This window comes from Brevundimonas sp. UBA7506, assembly GCF_002479495.1.
In the GTDB taxonomy this organism is placed as follows: Bacteria; Pseudomonadota; Alphaproteobacteria; order Caulobacterales; family Caulobacteraceae; genus Brevundimonas.
In genome coordinates, this window is sequence record NZ_DLNQ01000005.1 from 292,372 (window position 1) to 310,454 (window position 18,083).

Sequence of the window (18,083 nt, forward strand, 5' to 3'; positions counted from 1 at the left end):
CGTTCGAGGACTATGAAGACGGTCTGACCCCGCACGCGCGGGCGATGGACGACCGCAAGTTCACCATCAACTTCGGCCCGCAACACCCGGCCGCGCACGGCGTGCTGCGTCTGGTGCTGGAGTTGGACGGTGAGCTGGTGACCCGCGTCGACCCGCACATCGGTCTGCTGCACCGCGGCACCGAGAAGCTGATGGAGTCGCGCACCTATCTGCAGAACATCCCCTACCTGGACCGGCTGGACTATGTCTCGCCGATGAACCAGGAGCACGCCTTCTGCCTGGCCATCGAGCGCCTGCTGGAAGTCGACGTGCCGTATCGCGGCCAGCTGATCCGGGTCCTGTACTCGGAAATGGGCCGCATCCTGAACCACCTGCTGAACACGACCATGCAAGCCATGGACGTGGGCGCCCTGACCCCGCCGCTGTGGGGTCACGAAGAGCGCGAGAAGCTGATGGTCTTCTACGAGCGCGCCTGCGGCGCCCGTCTGCACGCCAACTACTTCCGTCCCGGCGGCGTCCATCAGGACCTGACGCCGGAGCTGGTCGACGACATCGGCCGCTGGTGCGCCGAGTTCCCGGCCAAGCTGGCGGACATCGAGAGCCTGGTCACCGAGAACCGCATCTTCAAGCAGCGCAATGTCGACATCGGCGTGGTGTCCAAGGAAGAGGCCCTGGCCTGGGGCTTCTCGGGCGTCATGCTGCGCGGCTCGGACATCGCCTGGGACCTGCGCAAGGCCACGCCCTACGACTGTTACGCTGACCTCGAGTTCGACATCGCCGTCGGCAAGAACGGCGACTGCTGGGACCGCTACCTCTGCCGCGTCGAAGAGATGAAGCAGTCGGTGCGCATCATGGAGCAGTGCATCCACAAGCTGCGCAACTGCCCCGGCGAACCTGTCCTGGCCGAAGACCACAAGATCACCCCGCCGCGTCGCGGTGAGATGAAGCGTTCGATGGAAGCGCTGATCCACCACTTCAAGCTCTACACCGAGGGCTTCAAGACGCCCGAGGGTGAGGTCTATGCGGCCGTCGAAGCGCCCAAGGGCGAGTTCGGCGTCTATCTGGTGTCGGACGGCACCAACAAACCCTACCGCGTCAAGCTGTCGGCCCCTGGGTTCCGCCACCTGCAGGCGATGGACTGGATGAACACTGGCCACATGCTGGCGGACGTGTCGGCCATCCTCGGCTCGCTCGACATGGTGTTCGGAGAAGTGGACCGATGAGCGTTCGTCGCCTCGCCAAGGAACAGCCTGAATCCTTCGCCTTTTCAAAGGACACGCAGGCCAAGGCCGAGTGGTGGATCAAGAAGTACCCTGAGAACCGCCGTCAGTCGGCGGTGATCCCGATCCTGTGGCTGGTCCAGAAACAGGAAGGCTGGGTCTCGGAACCCTCCATCCGCGCCATCGGCGAATTGCTGGGCATGCCTTTCATCCGGGTGCTGGAGGTCGCGACCTTCTACACCATGTTCCAGCTGGAGCCGGTGGGGAAAGCCGCCCTGATCCAGGTTTGCGGCACCACGCCGTGCATGCTGCGCGGCGCCAATGAGCTGATGCGCGTCTGCAAGGAGAAGATCGGGCCCAAGGACGAGCTGTCCGCCGACGGCCGCTTCACCTGGCAGGAAGTCGAGTGCCTGGGCGCCTGCGCCAACGCGCCGATGGCCCAGATCAACGACTACTACTACGAAGACCTGACGCCCGAGACGATGGCCCAGATCATCGACGACTTCGCTGCCGGCAAGTCGCCGAAGCCGGGTTCGCGCGTCGGTCGCCACACGTCCGAGCCCGAGGGCGGCGCCCGGGTCCTGACGGACCCGTCGCTGTACGACGGTTCGCGCGCCAAGAAGATCAAGTCGCTGCCGAACTCCAAGCCGGCGGCTGAGAAGGCTCCGGCCTGATGACGCGACCGAACCTGGACACGGATGAAGGCAGGGCGGCTTACCGGGCCGAGCTGCGCCGCGTCGGCTGGCCGTTCCGCTGGGGCGGGATGGCGCTGATCGTGGTGGCGGCGGGACTGGTGCTGTTCGCTCGTCAGGGTCGGTTCGGACTTACGGAAGATGCGGTGACGGTCGCCTATGGCGTCCTGGCCGTGGGTTGGGCGCTGGTGATCGGTTCGATCTTCATGCGCACCCGCCACCATAAACGCCGCATGGCGGAAGGACTTTAAGGGCTCATGGTCGGAATCCTCGAAGACAAGGACCGCATCTTCACCAACCTCTATGGTTTCCATGATTGGGGCCTGGAGGGGGCGAAGCAGCGCGGCGCGTGGAACGCCACCAAGGACATGCTGGACCTTGGCCGTGACTGGATCATCAACAACGTCAAGAACTCGGGCCTGCGCGGACGCGGCGGCGCCGGTTTCTCGACTGGCCTGAAGTGGTCCTTCATGCCCAAGGAAGTGAAGGATCGTCCTCACTACCTGGTCATCAACGCTGACGAATCCGAGCCCGCGACCTGCAAGGACCGCGAGATCATGCGTCATGATCCGCAACTGCTGATCGAGGGCGCGCTGATCGCCTCCTTCGCCATGCAGGCCCACGCTTGCTACATCTACCTGCGCGGCGAATACGTGCTGGAGCGCGAGCGTATGGAGGCCGCCGTCAAGCAGGCCTATGAGGCCAAGCTGATCGGCGACAACAACGTCCACGGCTGGGACTTCCACGTCTATATCCACCACGGCGCCGGCGCATACATCTGCGGCGAAGAGACGGCTCTGCTGGAAAGCCTGGAGGGCAAGAAGGGCCAGCCGCGCCTTAAGCCGCCGTTCCCGGCCGGCGCCGGCCTCTATGGCTGCCCGACGACCGTGAATAACGTGGAATCCATCGCCGTGGTCGGCACCATCCTGCGCCGCGGCGCGGACTGGTTCGCCAGCTTCGGCCGTCCGAACAACACCGGCACCAAGCTGATGTCGCTGTCGGGGCACATCAATACGCCGTGCGTGGTCGAAGAAGCCATGTCGATCCCGCTGCGCCAGCTGATCGAGGATCACGGCGGCGGCGTGCGCGGCGGCTGGGGCAACCTGAAGGCCATCATTCCGGGCGGCGCGTCCTGCCCGGTCATCACGCGCGAACAGGCCGAAACCGTCCTGATGGACTTCGACTCCATGCGCGAAATGCGTTCGTCGCTGGGCACGGCCGGCGTGACCGTGATGGACGAGTCCACCGACATCGTTAAGGCGATCGCCCGCATCAGCTACTTCTTCAAGCACGAGAGCTGCGGCCAGTGCACGCCATGCCGCGAAGGCACCGGCTGGATGTGGCGCGTGCTGGAACGCATGGCCGTGGGCGACGCTGATCCGTCGGAAATCGACCTGCTGCTCGACGTGGCCGGTCAGGTCGAAGGCCATACCATCTGCGCCCTCGGCGACGCCGCGGCCTGGCCTGTTCAAGGCCTGATCCGCCACTTCCGTCACGAGATTGAAGACCGCATCAACACCTACCGCAGCCGCCGCGCGAACTTCGCCGGCCACGCGATCGCGGCGGAGTAAACGTAATGCCTATCGCCAAGGTCAACGGCGTCGAAACCGAGTTCGAACCCGGCATGACGGTTCTGCAGGTCGCAGAGCGCGCCGGTCAGGAGATCCCGCGTTTCTGCTACCACGAGCGTCTGTCCATCGCCGGCAACTGCCGGATGTGCCTGGTTGAAGTGAAGCCCGGACCGCCGAAGCCGCAGGCTTCGTGCGCCCTTCCGGCCATGGACGGCCAGGAAATCTTCACCGACACGCCGATGGTCAAGAAGGCCCGTGAAGGGGTGATGGAGTTCCTGCTCATCAACCACCCGCTGGACTGCCCGATCTGCGACCAGGGCGGCGAGTGCGACCTGCAGGACCAGGCTGTCGGCTACGGCCGTGACGGTTCGCGCTATGGCGAGAACAAGCGCGCGGTCGAAGAAAAGAACATGGGCCCGACGGTCAAGACGTTCATGACGCGCTGCATCCAGTGCACGCGTTGCGTTCGCTTCATCACCGAAGTGGCCGGCGTCCCGGACATCGGCATGATCTCGCGCGGCGAAAGCGCCGAGATTACGACCTATCTGGAAAAGAACATCGACAGCGAGCTGTCGGGCAACGTCAACGACCTGTGCCCGGTGGGCGCCCTGACGCACCGTCCCTGGCAGTACCACTATCGTCCGTGGGAGCTGAAGAAGACCGAGACCATCGACGTCATGGACGCCCTGGGCTCGAACATCCGCGCCGACGCGCGCGGCGCCGAGGTCATGCGCGTTCTGCCGCGCGTGAACGAGGGCATCAACGAAGAGTGGCTGTCGGACCGCTCGCGCTACGCCGTTGACGGCCTGCAGGCGCGTCGTCTGGACCGTCCGTGGGTGCGTGAGAACGGCAAGCTGCGCGTCGCCTCGTGGGACGAGGCGCTCTCGGCTGTCGCGACCAAGATCAAGGAGGCCTCGGCCGACCGCATCGGCGTCATCGCCGGCGACCTGCAGGACGCCGAGTCGATGAAGGCCGCGCTGGACCTGTTCCGCGCCCTGGGCTCGGCCAACACCGATTGCCGTCAGGACGGCGCGGCGATCGGGCAGGGGGCTCGCGAGGGCTGGCTGTTCAACTCCGGCCTGCAAGGCATTGAAAACGCTGACGCCATCCTGATCGTGGGCGCCAACCCGCGCGTCGAGGCGCCGCTGCTCAACGCCCGCATTCGCAAGACCTGGCTGAAGGGCGCCGCCGAGATCGGCGTCATCGGCGAACAGGTCGATCTGACCTATGACTACAACTACCTGGGCGCCGGTTCGAAGACCGTCGGCAAGCTGCCCAAGGCCGCCGTCGACTTCCTGACCAAGGCTGAACGCCCGGCGATCATCATCGGCGCGGGCGCCCTGACCGGCGAAACCGGCGCGGCCGTGCTGAACGCCCTAGGCGCGCTGGCCAAGAAGGTCGGCGTGGTCAAGGACGGCTGGAACGGCTTCAACGTCCTGCACACCGCCGCGGCGCGCGTCGGCGGTCTGGACATGGGCTTCGTCCCCGCCGAGGGCGGTCTGGACGTGGCCGGCATGCTGAAGCCGGGCGCGCTGGACGTTCTGTTCCTGCTGGGCGCCGATGAAGTGAACGCCTCGGGCTCGGACGCCTTCCGCGTCTATCTGGGTTCGCACGGCGATCGCGGCGCGCACGGCGCCGACGTCATCCTGCCGGGCGCCGCCTATACCGAGAAGTCGGGCCTGTACGTGAACACCGAGGGCCGGGTGCAGATGGCCGAACGCGTCGTCTTCCCGAAGGGCGAGGCCAAGGAAGACTGGGCCGTCATCCGCGCCCTGTCGGAACGGCTCGGCTGCAAGCTGCCGTTCGACACCCTGGAGCAACTGCGCGCCAAGCTGATGGGCGATCACCCGACCTTCGGCCGCATCGACTATCTGGCCCCGGCCGCGTCGTTCGACGTGGCGGCCCTGGGCGCCAAGGGCGACCTGGGCGACGTCGCCTTCGTCTCGACCATTGTCGACCCCTACCTGACCAACCCGATCGCGCGCGCCAGCGAAACCATGGCCCAACTGTCCGCTGAGCGGACGGCCCCGGTCGTTCTGGCGGCGGAGTAAATCATGGACGCTGCGACCTCCTTCTGGGCCACCCCCATCGGCTGGACCCTCGCCACCATCGGCGGCATCCTGATCGTCACGGTCGGGATCCTGATCTCGCTGGCCTTCCTGCTGCTGGCTGACCGCAAGATCTGGGCCGGTGTCCAACTGCGCAAGGGCCCCAACGTGGTCGGCCCCTTCGGCCTGCTGCAGTCCTTCGCCGACTTCTTCAAGTTCGTGCTCAAGGAAATCGTCGTCCCGTCGGGCTCCGACAAGGTCGTCTTCCTGGCCGCGCCGCTGATCACCTTCATCCTGGCCTTCATCGCCTGGGCGGTGATCCCGTTCGCGCCGGGCTGGGTGATCTCGGACCTGAACGTCGGGGTGCTCTACATCCTCGCGATCAGCTCGCTGGGCGTCTACGGCATCATCATGGGGGGCTGGGCTTCGAACTCGAAGTATCCCTTCCTGGGCTCGCTGCGTTCGGCGGCGCAGATGGTGTCCTACGAGGTCTCGATGGGCCTGGTCATCATCAACGTCATCCTGCTGGCCGGGACGATGAACCTGACGCAGATCGTGACGGCGCAGTCGGGCTGGATCTACGAGTGGAACATGTTCGGCGGCGGCCTCGACACCCTGCCGACCATCGTGGTCATGCTGCCCATGACCATCGTCTTCTTCATCTCGGCCCTGGCCGAGACCAACCGTCCGCCCTTCGACCTGCCCGAAGCGGAGTCGGAACTGGTGGCCGGTTATCAGGTCGAATATTCCTCGACGCCCTATCTGCTGTTCATGATCGGCGAGTACGCCAACATCGTCTTCATGTGCGCCATGATCAGCCTGCTGTTCTGCGGCGGCTGGAACCCGGGCTTCCCGACCGACTTCCTCGACAGCTGGCCGACCTTCCTGGCCAACCTGTTCTACTTCCTGGTCCTGGCGACCAAGATCGTCTTCTGGTTCTTCATGATCGCCCTGGTGAAGGCCTTCGTGCCTCGCTACCGCTACGACCAGCTGATGCGCCTGGGCTGGAAGATCTTCCTGCCGGCCTCGCTGGTGGCCGTGGTGGTCGTGGCGGCCTGGCGCGTCTTCGCGGTGGGCGCGTGATGGGCGTTCGCGCCACATCACTGCTTGCGCTGGCCTTCGCCGCCGGCCTGTCGGCCTGCACCTTCAAGCCGATCGAGCCGGCTGCGCCTGAAGGCGCGGCGGCTCGGATGGATCGCGTCGAGCGCGAACGTCGGGACGAGGCGGACAAGCGGGCCCATTGCCAGCGTCTGTCGCGCGACGATCCGCGTTTTGATCGCGACGATTGCAAGCGGCAGGTGGGCGGATGAAACAGGCCGTCGTCATGATCATTGCCCTGGCCGCGCCCTTGCTGGCGTCGGCCTGTGCCCCGTATGAGGCCGATCCGGTCTCGGTCTATCAGTGGGAACGCAAGATGGAGCAGGTGCAGCGGCAGGAAGCCGAACGCCAGCGCGTCTGTGGAACCCTCGACAAGGAAAGCGCGCGCTATCAACGCGAGTGCGCCGGAGTGAAATCGTAATGCTGACCCGTATCGTTCAGGCGGCCAAGGGCGCGATGCTGACCGACGTGTTCGGCGCCGTCGGCCTGTCGCTGAAATACATGGCCAAGCCCAAGGCCACCGTGAACTATCCGTTCGAGCGCAACCCGCAGTCGCCGCGTTTCCGCGGCGAACACGCGCTGCGTCGCTATCCGAACGGTGAAGAGCGCTGCATCGCCTGCAAGCTGTGCGAGGCCATCTGCCCGGCGCAAGCCATCACCATCGAGGCCGAACCGCGCGCCGACGGCAGCCGCCGCACGACGCGCTACGACATCGACATGGTCAAGTGCATCTACTGCGGCCTGTGCCAGGAGGCCTGCCCGGTGGACGCCATCGTCGAGGGACCGAACAGCGAGTTCGCCACCGAGACGCGCGAAGAACTGCTCTATGACAAGGCCCGACTGCTGGACAACGGCGACCGCTGGGAACGGCTGATCGCGAAGAATCTGGAACTCGACGCTCCGTATCGCTAAACCGAGCCGCGATTCCGCCACGGGATCGCTGCGCAAGACTTTGAAGGGGGCTTTGTCCCACCCATGCTGCAAGGCATAGCGTTTTATCTACTGGCGACGGTCGCCGTGGTTTCGGCCCTTCTGGTCGTGACCGCGCGCAATCCCGTGCACTCCGTCCTGTGGCTGATCCTCAGCTTCTTCTCGGCCGCCGGCCTGTTCGTCCTGCTGGGCGCAGAGTTCCTGGCCATGCTGCTGGTGGTCGTCTACGTCGGCGCCGTCGCGGTGCTGTTCCTGTTCGTGGTCATGATGCTGGACGTCGACTTCGTCCGCCTCCGCGAAGGCTACGCCCGCTACCTGCCGCTGGCCGGGGTCGTCGCCGGCGTCTTGCTGGCCGAGATGATCATGGTGTCGATCACCGTGGTGCAGGGCGGGGCGGCCAAGGCCGCGATCGCGCCGGTCGTCGCCGGCCCTGACGCCTCGAACGTCGAGGTGATCGGCCGCGTCCTCTACACGGACTACGTCTACTTCTTCCAGGCTGCGGGCATCGTGCTGCTGATCGCCATGATCGGCGCCATCGTCCTGACCCTGCGTCATCGTCCCGGCGTCCGCCGTCAGGACCTGGCCGCCCAGGCCAACCGCGAACGCGCCAAGGCCGTCGAGGTCAAGTCGGTCGCCACCGGCCAGGGCGTCACCCCCGAGGAGCTTCTGTGATGGACATCTCGCTCCAGCACTATCTGGCGGTCGCCGCCATGCTGTTCACCATCGGCGTGTTCGGCATCTTCGTGAACCGCAAGAACGTCATCATCATCCTGATGTCGGTCGAGCTGATCCTGCTCGCGGTGAACATCAACTTCGTCGCCTTCTCGACCTATCTCAACGATGTGTCGGGTCAGCTGATGGCCATGTTCGTCCTGACCGTCGCCGCGGCTGAAGCCGCCGTCGGCCTGGCGATCCTGGTGACCTTCTTCCGTAACCGCGGCGACATCGCGGTTGACGACGCCTCCGTGATGAAGGGCTGATCGGAACCGTGACTATCCAGACTCTCGTCACTCTCGGCGTCTTCGCCCCCCTTCTGGGGGCGATGATCGCTGGCTTCTTCGGTCGCCGGATCGGGAACATCGCCTCGCAGTCGGTCACGACCGGCTTGCTGTTCTTCTCGTGCGCGGTCTCGTGGATCGTGTTCAGCCAGTGGACCTGGGGGGGGCTCGACGCCTTCACCGTCCACATCGCGCCCTTCATCCACGTCGGCGACTTCCAGTCGAACTGGTCGATCCGCGTGGACGCGATGTCGGCCACCATGCTGATCGTGGTGACGACGGTGTCGTCGCTGGTTCACCTCTATTCCTGGGGCTATATGGCCGAGGACGACAGTCGTCCTCGTTTCTTCGCCTACCTGTCGCTGTTCACCTTCATGATGTTGGCGCTGGTGACGGCCGCCGACTTCCTGCAGATGTTCTTTGGCTGGGAAGGCGTGGGTCTGGCGTCGTATCTGCTGATCGGCTTCTGGTACAAGAAGGACACCGCCTCGGCCGCCGCCATCAAGGCCTTCGTGGTCAACCGCGTCGGTGATTTCGGCTTCCTGCTCGGCATGATGACCGTGTTCTGGATGTTCGGCACGATCGAGTTCGCCAAGCTGTTCCCGCTGATCGCCGGCAAGGTCGGCACGGGCTGGGAATTCCTCGGCTACACCTGGTCGGCGCTGGATCTGGCCGGTCTGCTGCTCTTCATCGGCGCCATGGGCAAGTCGGCCCAGTTCTTCCTGCACACCTGGCTTCCGGACGCCATGGAGGGCCCGACGCCCGTGTCGGCCCTGATCCACGCGGCGACCATGGTCACGGCCGGCGTCTACATGGTCTGCCTGCTGTCGCCGCTCTATGAGCACGCCCCGACGGCGTCGCTGTTCATCGCCATCATCGGCGGGATCACGGCCATCTTCGCCGCCACCGTCGGCATGATGCAGAACGACATCAAGCGCGTGATCGCCTACTCGACCTGCTCGCAACTGGGCTACATGTTCTTCGCTGCCGGCGTTGGCGCCTATCAGCCCGCCATGTTCCACCTGTTCACGCACGCCTTCTTCAAGGCCCTGCTGTTCCTGGGCGCCGGTTCGGTGATCCACGGCATGCACCATGAGCAGGACATGCGGAACATGGGCGGTTTGGCTAGGTTGCTGCCTATTACCTACGGCGTGATGATGATCGGCACCATCGCCATCACCGGCTTGGGGATTCCTGGCGTCTGGGGGCTGTCGGGCTTCTATTCCAAGGACTCCATTCTCGAGAGCGCCTATGCGGCGGCGACGACCGGCCACTCGGCCGCGGGCATGTTCGCCTTCGTCATCGGCATCTCGGCGGCCCTGCTGACGGCCTACTATTCGTGGCGTCTGGTCTTCATGACCTTCCACGGCACGGCCAAGTGGAAGGAAGAGGAGGGCGCGCATCACGCCGATGACCACGCCTCGCATGCCCAGCTGGAAACGCATTCCGAGCCTCTGGATGGCCACGGTCATGACGACCATGCGCACGACGACCATCACCATGGTCCGCTGTCGCCGCATGAGAGCCCGCTGCCCATGGTCGTGCCGTTGCTGGTGCTGTCGATCGGCGCTGTGTTCGCGGGCATGATCTTCGCCCCGCACTTCATCGGTCACCATGAGGCCGAGTTCTGGCGCGGCGCCATCTTTGTCGGCAGCGCCAACCACGTCCTGCACGAGAGCCACAACGTCCCGACCTGGGTGAAGTGGGCGCCGCTGGTCGTGACCCTGCTGGGCACCTTCGCCGCCTTCTGGATCTACGTCCTCAAGGAAGGCGTCGCCAAGCAGTGGGCCGACCGCAAGGGACCGCTGTGGACCTTCCTCTACAACAAGTGGTTCTTCGATGAGCTGTATGACGCCGTCTTCGTGAAGGGCGCCAAGGCCCTCGGCGACTTCTTCTGGAAGATCGGCGACGTGAAGATCATCGACGGTCTCGGCCCCAATGGCGCGGCCTGGGCTTCGCTGAAATCGGGCGGCTGGCTGTCGCGCTTCCAGTCCGGTTTCGTCTACTTCTATGCATTCGTGATGCTGATCGGCGTGGCTGTGTTCCTTGCCTTCGCCATCTTCACGTGGGGAGCCTGAGCCTCGTGCCTCACATTCTGAGCATCGTCACCTTCCTGCCGCTGGTCGGCGCCGGCCTGCTGCTTCTGGCCGGCATGATGAACAAGGGCGGCCAGGACGCCGCGGCCCCGGCCGCGCGCTGGATCGCCCTGGGCACCACCCTGGTGGTGCTGGCGGTTTCCGTTCTGCTGGTGGCCCAGTTCGATCCGTCGAACCCGGCCTATCAGTTCGTTGAAAACTACGCCTGGTTCGCCGGCGCCGGTTATCACCTGGGCGTGGACGGGATCTCGATCCTGTTCGTTCTGCTGACCGCCTTCCTGATGCCGATCTGCATCGTGGCCAGCTGGAAGTCGATCGAGACGCGCGTCGTCGAATACATGGTCGCCTTCCTGGTGCTGGAGACCCTGGTCATCGGCGTCTTCACCTCGCTGGACCTCTTCCTCTTCTACATCTTCTTCGAAGGCACCCTGGTGCCGATGTTCCTGATCATCGGCATCTGGGGCGGGGCGAACCGGATCTACGCCTCATACAAGTTCTTCCTCTACACCCTGCTGGGGTCGGTGCTGATGCTGCTGGCCATGCTGTGGATGGCCCATGAGACGGGCACCACCAGCATCCCCGAGCTGAAGAAATACGCCTTCGATCCGGCTGTTCAGCCGATCCTGTGGCTGGCCTTCTTCGCCTCGTTCGCAGTGAAGATGCCGATGTGGCCGGTTCACACCTGGCTGCCCGACGCCCACGTTCAGGCGCCGACGGCCGGTTCGGTCATCCTGGCCGGCATCCTGCTGAAGCTCGGCGGTTACGGCTTCATCCTGTTCAACCTGCCGATGTTCCCGCAGGCGTCGCAGATGTTCACGCCCCTGGTCTTCACCCTGTCGGTGATCGCCGTGGTCTACACCTCGCTGGTCGCCTTCCGTCAGACCGACATCAAGAAGCTGATCGCCTATTCGTCGGTTGCTCACATGGGCTTCGTGACCATGGGCATCTTCGCCGGCAACGACACCGGGGTGCAGGGCGCGGTCTTCCAGATGTTGAGCCACGGCCTGATCTCGGGCGCGCTCTTCCTCTGCGTCGGCGTGGTCTATGACCGGATGCACACGCGTGAGATCGCCTTCTACGGCGGCCTGACCGCGCGGATGCCCTGGTACGCCGCCATCTTCCTGATGTTCACCATGGCCAATGTCGGCCTGCCGGGCACCTCGGGCTTTATCGGCGAAGTGCTGACGATGACCGGCGCCTATCAGGTCTCGACCTGGACGGCCCTGATCGCGGCCTCGGGCGTCATCTTCTCGGCGGTCTACGCCCTGACGCTGTTCCGCAACGTCATGTATGGCGAGATCAAGAACCCGGCCCTGCAGACCATCACGGACATCGACAAGCGCGAGCTGCTGATCTTCGTGCCGCTGATCGTCGGCACCATCTGGCTGGGCCTCTATCCCAACGCCGTCCTCGACTACACCGGGCCGACTGTTGAGGCCCTGACGACCGCCTATCGCGCAGCCATCGGCGGGTGAGAGCATAATGACTGATCTGTCTTCCGCCCTTCAACTCGCCGCCCCGGAGCTGACCCTTGCGGTCGGCGGGCTGGTGCTGCTCATGCTCGGCGCCTTCACCGGCGAGAAGTCGACGCGCCTGATCTCGGGCCTGTCGATCCTGCTGCTGGCCGTCGCCTCGGTGCTGGCCGCGGTCGGCCCGCTGGGCACGGCCTTCAACGGCGCCTATGTGGCCGATCCGCTGGCCGTTTACGGCAAGGTCGCCATCTTCCTGTCGGCGGCGGTCGCCATCGTCCTGGGCGACGGCTGGATCCACCGCAACGGCATCGCCAAGTTCGAGTATCCGGTCCTGATCGTGTTGGCCTCGGTCGGCATGTCGATGATGGCTTCGTCGGGCGACCTGATCTCGCTCTATATCGGCATCGAGATGCACTCGCTGGCCCTCTATGTCCTGGCCGCCTATCACCGCGACAACCTGAAGGCCTCGGAAGCCGGCCTGAAGTATTTCGTCCTGGGCGCCCTGTCGTCGGGCCTGCTGCTCTACGGCGCCAGCCTGATCTACGGCTTCGCCGGTTCGATGCGCTTCGTCGACATCGCCGCCTTCGCCACCGCCAACCCGGGCCCGGGCCTGATCTTCGGTCTGGTCTTCCTGATCTGCGGTCTGGCGTTCAAGGTTTCGGCCGCGCCGTTCCATATGTGGACGCCCGACGTCTATGAAGGCGCCCCGACCCCGGTCGTGGCCCTGTTCGCCACGGCGCCCAAGATCGCCGCCATGGTGCTGATCATCCGCGTCCTGGTCGAAGGCTTCGGCGTCGCCCACGGTCAGTGGGCCCAGGTTATCATTCTGATCTCGCTGATCAGCTTCGCCGTCGGTTCGTTCGGCGGTCTGATGCAGAAAGACATCCAGCGCCTGCTGGCCTATTCGTCGATCATCAACATCGGCTACGCCCTGCTGGGCGTGGCGGCGGGCACCCAGGCGGGTGTTCAGGCCACGCTGATGTTCATGACCCTCTATGTCATCGATCAGTTCGGCTTCTTCGCCGTCCTGCTGTCGCTGAGCCGCAATGGTCGTCCGATCCGCAAGATCGCCGACCTGGCGGGTCTGAAGAAGGATCGTCCGCTGACGGCGGTGGCCCTGACCATCCTGTCGCTGTCGGCTGTCGGCATCCCGCCGATGTCGGGCTTCTGGGGCAAGTTCTTCGTCTTCGGCGCCGCCGCCGACGCGGGCTACTGGATGGCCGGCGCCGCCGGTCTGGTCGCCTCGGTCGTGGCCGGCTTCTACTACCTGCGCATCATCAAGGTGATGTGGTTCGACGCGCCTGAAACCGATGTCGCCACCGACAAGTCGCCGCTGGAAGCCAAGTGGATCGCCCTCGCGGCCGCCGCCTTCTGCTTCCCGCTGGTGATCGTGGCCCTGACCTGGCTGGAGCCGCTGACGCGCGCCGCCGCCTCGGGCGTCGGGGTCGGGTAAGGGTCTTTGACCGCCCCGGTCCTGATCCTCGACGAAACCGACTCCACCAACGCCGAGGCGCGACGACGCGCCGAGGCGGGCGAGGGCGGGCCGCTGTGGATCACGGCGCGGCGTCAGACAGCCGGTCGCGGCCGTCGCGGACGCAAATGGGAGAGCGAGAGCGGCAATCTCGCCTCCACCCTGCTGCTGCTGACGCAAAAATCTCCCGCCGAGGCGGCGCAGCTGACCTTCGCCGCGTCTCTGGCCGTGGCCGACCTGCTGGACCGCTATGTCCCGCCGGCCCTGGTCACGATCAAATGGCCCAATGACGTGTTGCTGGACGGTCGCAAGACCTCCGGCATCCTGATCGAGTCCGGCCCGGCGCCCGCTTTCGGGATGTCGGCCGGGGGCCTGTGGCTGGCGATCGGCATCGGGGTGAACCTGAACCAGACGCCTGGCGACACCGAACGGCCCGCCACCTGCATCGCCGAACACCTGAACCAGGGCGTAGCCTCGGCCCCGAGTGTCGATGAGGCGGCCCAGGCCCTGGCCGAGACCTTCGGCGTCTGGCTGGACCGCTGGACGACCCTGGGCTTCCAACCCATTCTCGACGCTTGGACCGCGCGGACGCCGGGTCTGCACGGTCCCTGCACGGCGCGGCTGACCAATGAGACCCTGACTGGCGTGGCCGACGGGGTGGAGGCGGACGGTTCGCTGCGTCTGAAACTGCCGGACGGATCGCTGCGGGTGATCTCGGCCGGCGACGTCTTTTTTGGAGAGGCCGCCTGATGCTGCTGGCGATCGAGCAAGGCAACACCAACACCCTGTTCGCCGTCCACGACGGCAATGAGTGGATCGCCCAGTGGCGCACGGCCACCGACGCCATGCGCACGGCCGACGAATACGCCGTCTGGCTGCATCAGCTGTTCGAGATGCGCGGCAAGGGTCTTTCGATGAAGGACCTCGACGGCTGCATCATCTCCAGCGTGGTGCCTCAGTCGATCTTCAACCTGCGCAATCTGGCGCGACGCTATATAGCCGTTGAGCCCCTGGTGATCGGCGAGAACGTCAACCTCGGCATCGAGGTGCGCATTCCCAAGCCCAGCGAGGCGGGGGCCGACCGCCTGGTTAACGCCATCGGCGCGCTGCAGGTCTATGAGGGCGATCTGCTGCTGATCGACAGCGGCACGGCCACGACCTTCGACGTGGTGTCCGGCGGGGCCGAGCTGGGGCAGGGGGCCTTCGAGGGCGGTCTGATCGCGCCGGGCATCAACCTGTCGCTGCAGGCCCTGCACGAAGCGGCGGCCAAGCTGCCGCGCATCGCCATTCAACGCCCCGATGTGGTCATCGGGCGCGACACCGTCACCTCCATGCAATCAGGCGTCTTCTGGGGCTATATCGCCCTGATCGAGGGCCTGGTGGACCGCATCAAGACCGAGTGGGGCAAGCCCATGACGGTTGTCGGCACCGGCGGCGTCGCCTCGCTGTTTGAAGGCTCCACACAATCAATCGACCGGTTCGATCCGGACCTGACCATCCGCGGCCTACTCGAAATCTGGCGGCGGAATACCCACCTCTAGGGACGTATGACAAAGAAAACTCAAAACGACGAACTCGTCTTCCTGCCGCTGGGCGGCTCGAACGAGGTCGGCATGAACCTGAACGCCTATGGTTTCGGCCCGGCGCATGACCGCAAGTGGATCATCGTCGACGTCGGCGTGACCTTCGGCGACCCCTCCACGCCCGGCGTGGACGTGATCGTGCCCGATCCGACCTTCCTGGAAGGCGAGAACATCCTGGGCATCGTGCTCACGCACGCCCACGAAGACCACATCGGGGCCCTGGGCTGGCTGTGGCCGCGCATCAAGGCGCCGCTGTATGCGACGCCCTTCACCGCCTATTTGATCCGCGAGAAGCTGCGCGACGCCAACATCCTCGATGATGTCGAGCTGAACGAGATCCCGCTGGGCGGCGACCTGAACCTGGGTCCGTTCGACGTGACCTTCGTCACCATCACCCACTCGATCGCCGAGCCGAACGGCCTGGCCATCAAGACCCCGCTGGGCACGGTCCTGCACACTGGCGACTGGAAGATCGACAATGATCCGGTCGTGGGCGAGCGCACCGACGTCGAGACGATCCAGCGTCTCGGCGACGAGGGCGTGCTGGCCATGGTCTGCGACAGCACCAATGTCTTCGTGGACGGCGTGGCCGGTTCGGAAGGCGACGTGAAGGTGGCCCTGGCCGCCCTGATCAAGGACCTGAAAGGCCGCGTCGCCGTGGGCTGCTTCGCCTCCAACGTCGCGCGCATGGACAGCGTGATACGCGCCGCCGAGGCCGCCGGTCGCCGCGTGGCCCTGGCCGGGCGCTCGATGCACCGCATCACCGCCGCCGCCAAGTCGGTCGGCATGTTGAGCGACGTGAAGCCTTTCCTCAGCGAACAGGAAGCCCGCGTCTGGCCCGAGGACGAGATCCTGTATCTCTGCACCGGCAGCCAGGGCGAGGTCCGCGCCGCCCTGTCGCGCGTGGCCGAGGGCACGCACCCCTTCATCAAGCTGGGCAAGGGCGACCACTGCATCTTCTCGTCGCGGGTCATTCCGGGCAACGAGCTGTCGATCGGCCGCCTGCAGGACAAGATGGCCGACCGGGGCGTGCGCCTCTACACCGAGAAGGACCATCCCGGCATCCACGTCTCGGGCCACCCGTGCCGTGACGAACTGCGCGAGATGTACAGCTGGGCGCGTCCGCGGATCGCGGTGCCGACCCACGGCATGCGCCGTCACCTGATGGAGCACGCCCTTCTGGCCAAGGACATGCAGGTCCCCGAAACCGTGACGCCGCGCAACGGCGACATGGTGCGTCTGGCCCCCGGACCGGCCGGCATCATTGACGAAGTGCCCTCGGGCCGTCTGTTCGTCGACGGCGGCATGCTGGTCGAGGAGGCGGGCGAGGCCCTGCGCGAGCGTCGTCACGCGGCGTCAAACGGCGTCCTGGTCGTCAGCTTCGCCATGGATAAGCGCGGCAAGATTGTCAGCGACATCGACGTGCGCGGCATCGGCCTGCCGGGCGATGCGGACCGTCCTCTGGGAGACATCCTCGACGATCTGGCCGAGCGCGCCGAACGCGCCGTTCGCGGACTGAAGGGCGAGGCGCTCGATGACGAGCTGGTGGTCGAACAGGCCGTCAGTCGCGCCCTGAAGAAGGCCAGCCAGCAGGTCTGGGATCGTCGCCCCATCGTCGAAACCGTGATCCTGCGTCTGTAATGGCGGACCGGCTTTATCTGCTGAACCCCGACTGGTTCGACGATCAGGGCGGGCCCTGGTACTGCCCGCCCGGCGCCCGGATCGAGGGGGTGCTCGGCCTCTATCCGCGCCTGCGCGAGCAGGTTCAGGTTACGCATCTGGATCACCCCCGTCCGCGCGCCGCCGTGGTGGCCGAGGTGGGGGAGGCCAATCAGAGCTGCCCGCTGCTGGTGCTGGACGGCGAGTTCGACTGGCCCGACGCCCAGGTCAGCGAAGAGACCGGCGCCCGCTTCCTGCAGGACGACGACATCCTGCCCTACTGGGCGGCCCGCTATGGCATCGGGCGACCGCATCCGTAGAAGTGAACCCTTCTCCCGATGGGAGAAGGTGGCCCGAAGGGCCGGATGAGGGTTGGCGATATCCGTCGGCGTAAGCCGCTGCGCTGCGGCTGACGCCGACGGACGCCTTCGGCCCTCACCCTTTCGCCTGACCAATCGCTACGCTCTTGGAGGCTCAAGCCCTCTCCCAGTGGGAGAGGGAAGGGGTCAGCCGCCCAGCGCGACCTTGCGATAATTGTCCTTGTCCAACGCCCCGATCTCGACCGAGATCTGGGCAGGACCGGCATAGGGTTTGATCCCCGCCAGCATCGCCGCCTGCACCGCCTCGCCCAGAGCCGTCTTCTGTTCCTGCGTCCGTCCGGTCAGGATGCGCAGGTCGCAGTGGACCATGGCCTGAGCTGGGTCGCCGTCGGCGATGATCAGGTCGTCGCAGCGCACGATGCGCGTCTTGCAGGCGGGCATCGTGGCGCCGACCAGGTCCACGCACAGCCTATGGATTTCCAGCGCCAGGGCGCGCCAATCTGTCCCGTCGAAATGGGGGGAGTGTTCCAGGGTGATCTGTGGCATGACGGCGTCCTTGTTTCGCGCCATTCCCTTAGCCCGCCATCGAGGCGGACGGAATGCGGAAGGCGCCCGAACCGATGGATGACCGCCCATGCCTCTCGGCCCCTTTACCCTGGTGGCGCTGTATCTGACCTCGTGGTGGATCGTGCTGTTCACGATCCTGCCGCTGGGATCGTCCAAGCAGGCCGAGACGCCGCCGACCGACGGCAGCCAGTGGGGTGCGCCCGCCAATCCGCAGCTGAAGAAGAAATTCATCACCACGACCTGGGTCTCGGCCATCGTCTGGGCCTTCATCGTCTTCATCGTCTGGACGGGGTGGATGCCGCTGCCGGACTTCAGCCGCGGTCCCGCGCTCTAGCTTTCGCCCCATTCGCCCGGTTAA

At 65.5% G+C, this 18,083-nt stretch carries 20 protein-coding genes; 19 read left to right on the plus strand and 1 reads right to left on the minus strand.

What is annotated here, in order from left to right:
• Positions 1–44 precede the first annotated feature (44 nt).
• The 18 genes from B3K53_RS03220 (at position 45) to B3K53_RS03305 (ending at position 17,158) form a co-directional block, all read left to right on the plus strand.
• Positions 45–1,223, plus strand: coding sequence for an NADH-quinone oxidoreductase subunit D (locus B3K53_RS03220; RefSeq protein ID WP_292083358.1), 1,179 nt, complete (start codon positions 45–47; stop codon positions 1,221–1,223).
• Positions 1,220–1,894, plus strand: coding sequence for an NADH-quinone oxidoreductase subunit NuoE (nuoE, locus tag B3K53_RS03225; RefSeq protein ID WP_292082646.1), 675 nt, complete (start codon positions 1,220–1,222; stop codon positions 1,892–1,894). The genes B3K53_RS03220 and nuoE overlap by 4 nt, the downstream gene beginning before the upstream one ends.
• Entirely contained in the window at positions 1,894–2,163 is a 270-nt protein-coding gene (locus B3K53_RS03230) for a hypothetical protein (RefSeq protein WP_207821662.1), read from the plus strand. Before nuoE ends, B3K53_RS03230 begins: the two co-directional genes overlap by 1 nt.
• 6 nt (positions 2,164–2,169) lie before the next feature.
• Positions 2,170–3,483, plus strand: coding sequence for an NADH-quinone oxidoreductase subunit NuoF (gene nuoF / locus B3K53_RS03235; RefSeq protein ID WP_292082648.1), 1,314 nt, complete (start codon positions 2,170–2,172; stop codon positions 3,481–3,483).
• Between the two features lie 5 nt (positions 3,484–3,488).
• A complete protein-coding gene (gene nuoG, locus B3K53_RS03240; protein ID WP_292082649.1) occupies positions 3,489–5,534 on the plus strand; it encodes an NADH-quinone oxidoreductase subunit NuoG in 2,046 nt (681 codons plus the stop codon).
• A 3-nt stretch (positions 5,535–5,537) separates the two neighbouring features.
• The gene (nuoH, locus tag B3K53_RS03245) at positions 5,538–6,614 is read left to right on the plus strand and encodes an NADH-quinone oxidoreductase subunit NuoH (protein ID WP_292082650.1); all 1,077 of its coding nucleotides are present in this window, start codon (positions 5,538–5,540) and stop codon (positions 6,612–6,614) included.
• Positions 6,614–6,841: a hypothetical protein gene (locus B3K53_RS03250; RefSeq protein ID WP_292082651.1), complete on the plus strand. Its 228-nt coding sequence runs from the start codon at positions 6,614–6,616 to the stop codon at positions 6,839–6,841. The genes nuoH and B3K53_RS03250 overlap by 1 nt, the downstream gene beginning before the upstream one ends.
• The gene (locus B3K53_RS03255; RefSeq protein ID WP_292082652.1) at positions 6,838–7,050 is read left to right on the plus strand and encodes a hypothetical protein; all 213 of its coding nucleotides are present in this window, start codon (positions 6,838–6,840) and stop codon (positions 7,048–7,050) included. Before B3K53_RS03250 ends, B3K53_RS03255 begins: the two co-directional genes overlap by 4 nt.
• Positions 7,050–7,541 carry an NADH-quinone oxidoreductase subunit NuoI gene (nuoI, locus tag B3K53_RS03260; RefSeq protein WP_003170180.1) on the plus strand — a complete coding sequence of 164 codons (492 nt, stop codon included), beginning with the start codon at positions 7,050–7,052 and terminating at the stop codon, positions 7,539–7,541. Before B3K53_RS03255 ends, nuoI begins: the two co-directional genes overlap by 1 nt.
• A 63-nt stretch (positions 7,542–7,604) precedes the next feature.
• Positions 7,605–8,231: an NADH-quinone oxidoreductase subunit J gene (locus B3K53_RS03265; protein WP_292082653.1), complete on the plus strand. Its 627-nt coding sequence runs from the start codon at positions 7,605–7,607 to the stop codon at positions 8,229–8,231.
• Positions 8,231–8,539 carry an NADH-quinone oxidoreductase subunit NuoK gene (gene nuoK / locus B3K53_RS03270; protein ID WP_105563431.1) on the plus strand — a complete coding sequence of 103 codons (309 nt, stop codon included), beginning with the start codon at positions 8,231–8,233 and terminating at the stop codon, positions 8,537–8,539. Before B3K53_RS03265 ends, nuoK begins: the two co-directional genes overlap by 1 nt.
• A 14-nt stretch (positions 8,540–8,553) precedes the next feature.
• A complete protein-coding gene (gene nuoL / locus B3K53_RS03275) occupies positions 8,554–10,635 on the plus strand; it encodes an NADH-quinone oxidoreductase subunit L (RefSeq protein ID WP_292083359.1) in 2,082 nt (693 codons plus the stop codon).
• A 5-nt stretch (positions 10,636–10,640) separates the two neighbouring features.
• Positions 10,641–12,128, plus strand: coding sequence for an NADH-quinone oxidoreductase subunit M (locus B3K53_RS03280; protein ID WP_292082654.1), 1,488 nt, complete (start codon positions 10,641–10,643; stop codon positions 12,126–12,128).
• A 7-nt stretch (positions 12,129–12,135) separates the two neighbouring features.
• Positions 12,136–13,578, plus strand: a complete 1,443-nt coding sequence (gene nuoN, locus B3K53_RS03285; RefSeq protein ID WP_292082655.1) for an NADH-quinone oxidoreductase subunit NuoN — start codon at positions 12,136–12,138, stop codon at positions 13,576–13,578.
• Between the two features lie 6 nt (positions 13,579–13,584).
• Positions 13,585–14,346, plus strand: a complete 762-nt coding sequence (locus tag B3K53_RS03290) for a biotin--[acetyl-CoA-carboxylase] ligase (protein WP_292082656.1) — start codon at positions 13,585–13,587, stop codon at positions 14,344–14,346.
• Positions 14,343–15,137: a type III pantothenate kinase gene (locus B3K53_RS03295; protein WP_292083360.1), complete on the plus strand. Its 795-nt coding sequence runs from the start codon at positions 14,343–14,345 to the stop codon at positions 15,135–15,137. Before B3K53_RS03290 ends, B3K53_RS03295 begins: the two co-directional genes overlap by 4 nt.
• A gap of 6 nt (positions 15,138–15,143) precedes the next feature.
• Positions 15,144–16,820 (plus strand): ribonuclease J, encoded by a 1,677-nt coding sequence (locus B3K53_RS03300; RefSeq protein WP_292082657.1) that lies wholly within the window; start codon positions 15,144–15,146, stop codon positions 16,818–16,820.
• Complete coding sequence (locus tag B3K53_RS03305) at positions 16,820–17,158, plus strand: DUF3088 family protein (protein ID WP_292082659.1); 339 nt, start codon at positions 16,820–16,822, stop codon at positions 17,156–17,158. Before B3K53_RS03300 ends, B3K53_RS03305 begins: the two co-directional genes overlap by 1 nt.
• Positions 17,159–17,344: 186 nt before the next feature.
• Here B3K53_RS03305 and B3K53_RS03310 read toward each other — a convergent pair whose 3' ends face one another.
• Positions 17,345–17,704 carry a 5-carboxymethyl-2-hydroxymuconate Delta-isomerase gene (locus B3K53_RS03310; RefSeq protein ID WP_292082660.1) on the minus strand — a complete coding sequence of 120 codons (360 nt, stop codon included), beginning with the start codon at positions 17,702–17,704 and terminating at the stop codon, positions 17,345–17,347.
• Between the two features lie 88 nt (positions 17,705–17,792).
• Here B3K53_RS03310 and B3K53_RS03315 point away from each other — a divergent pair, with 88 nt between their 5' ends.
• Positions 17,793–18,059 carry a DUF1467 family protein gene (locus B3K53_RS03315; protein WP_292082661.1) on the plus strand — a complete coding sequence of 89 codons (267 nt, stop codon included), beginning with the start codon at positions 17,793–17,795 and terminating at the stop codon, positions 18,057–18,059.
• The last annotated feature ends 24 nt before the right edge of the window (positions 18,060–18,083 follow it).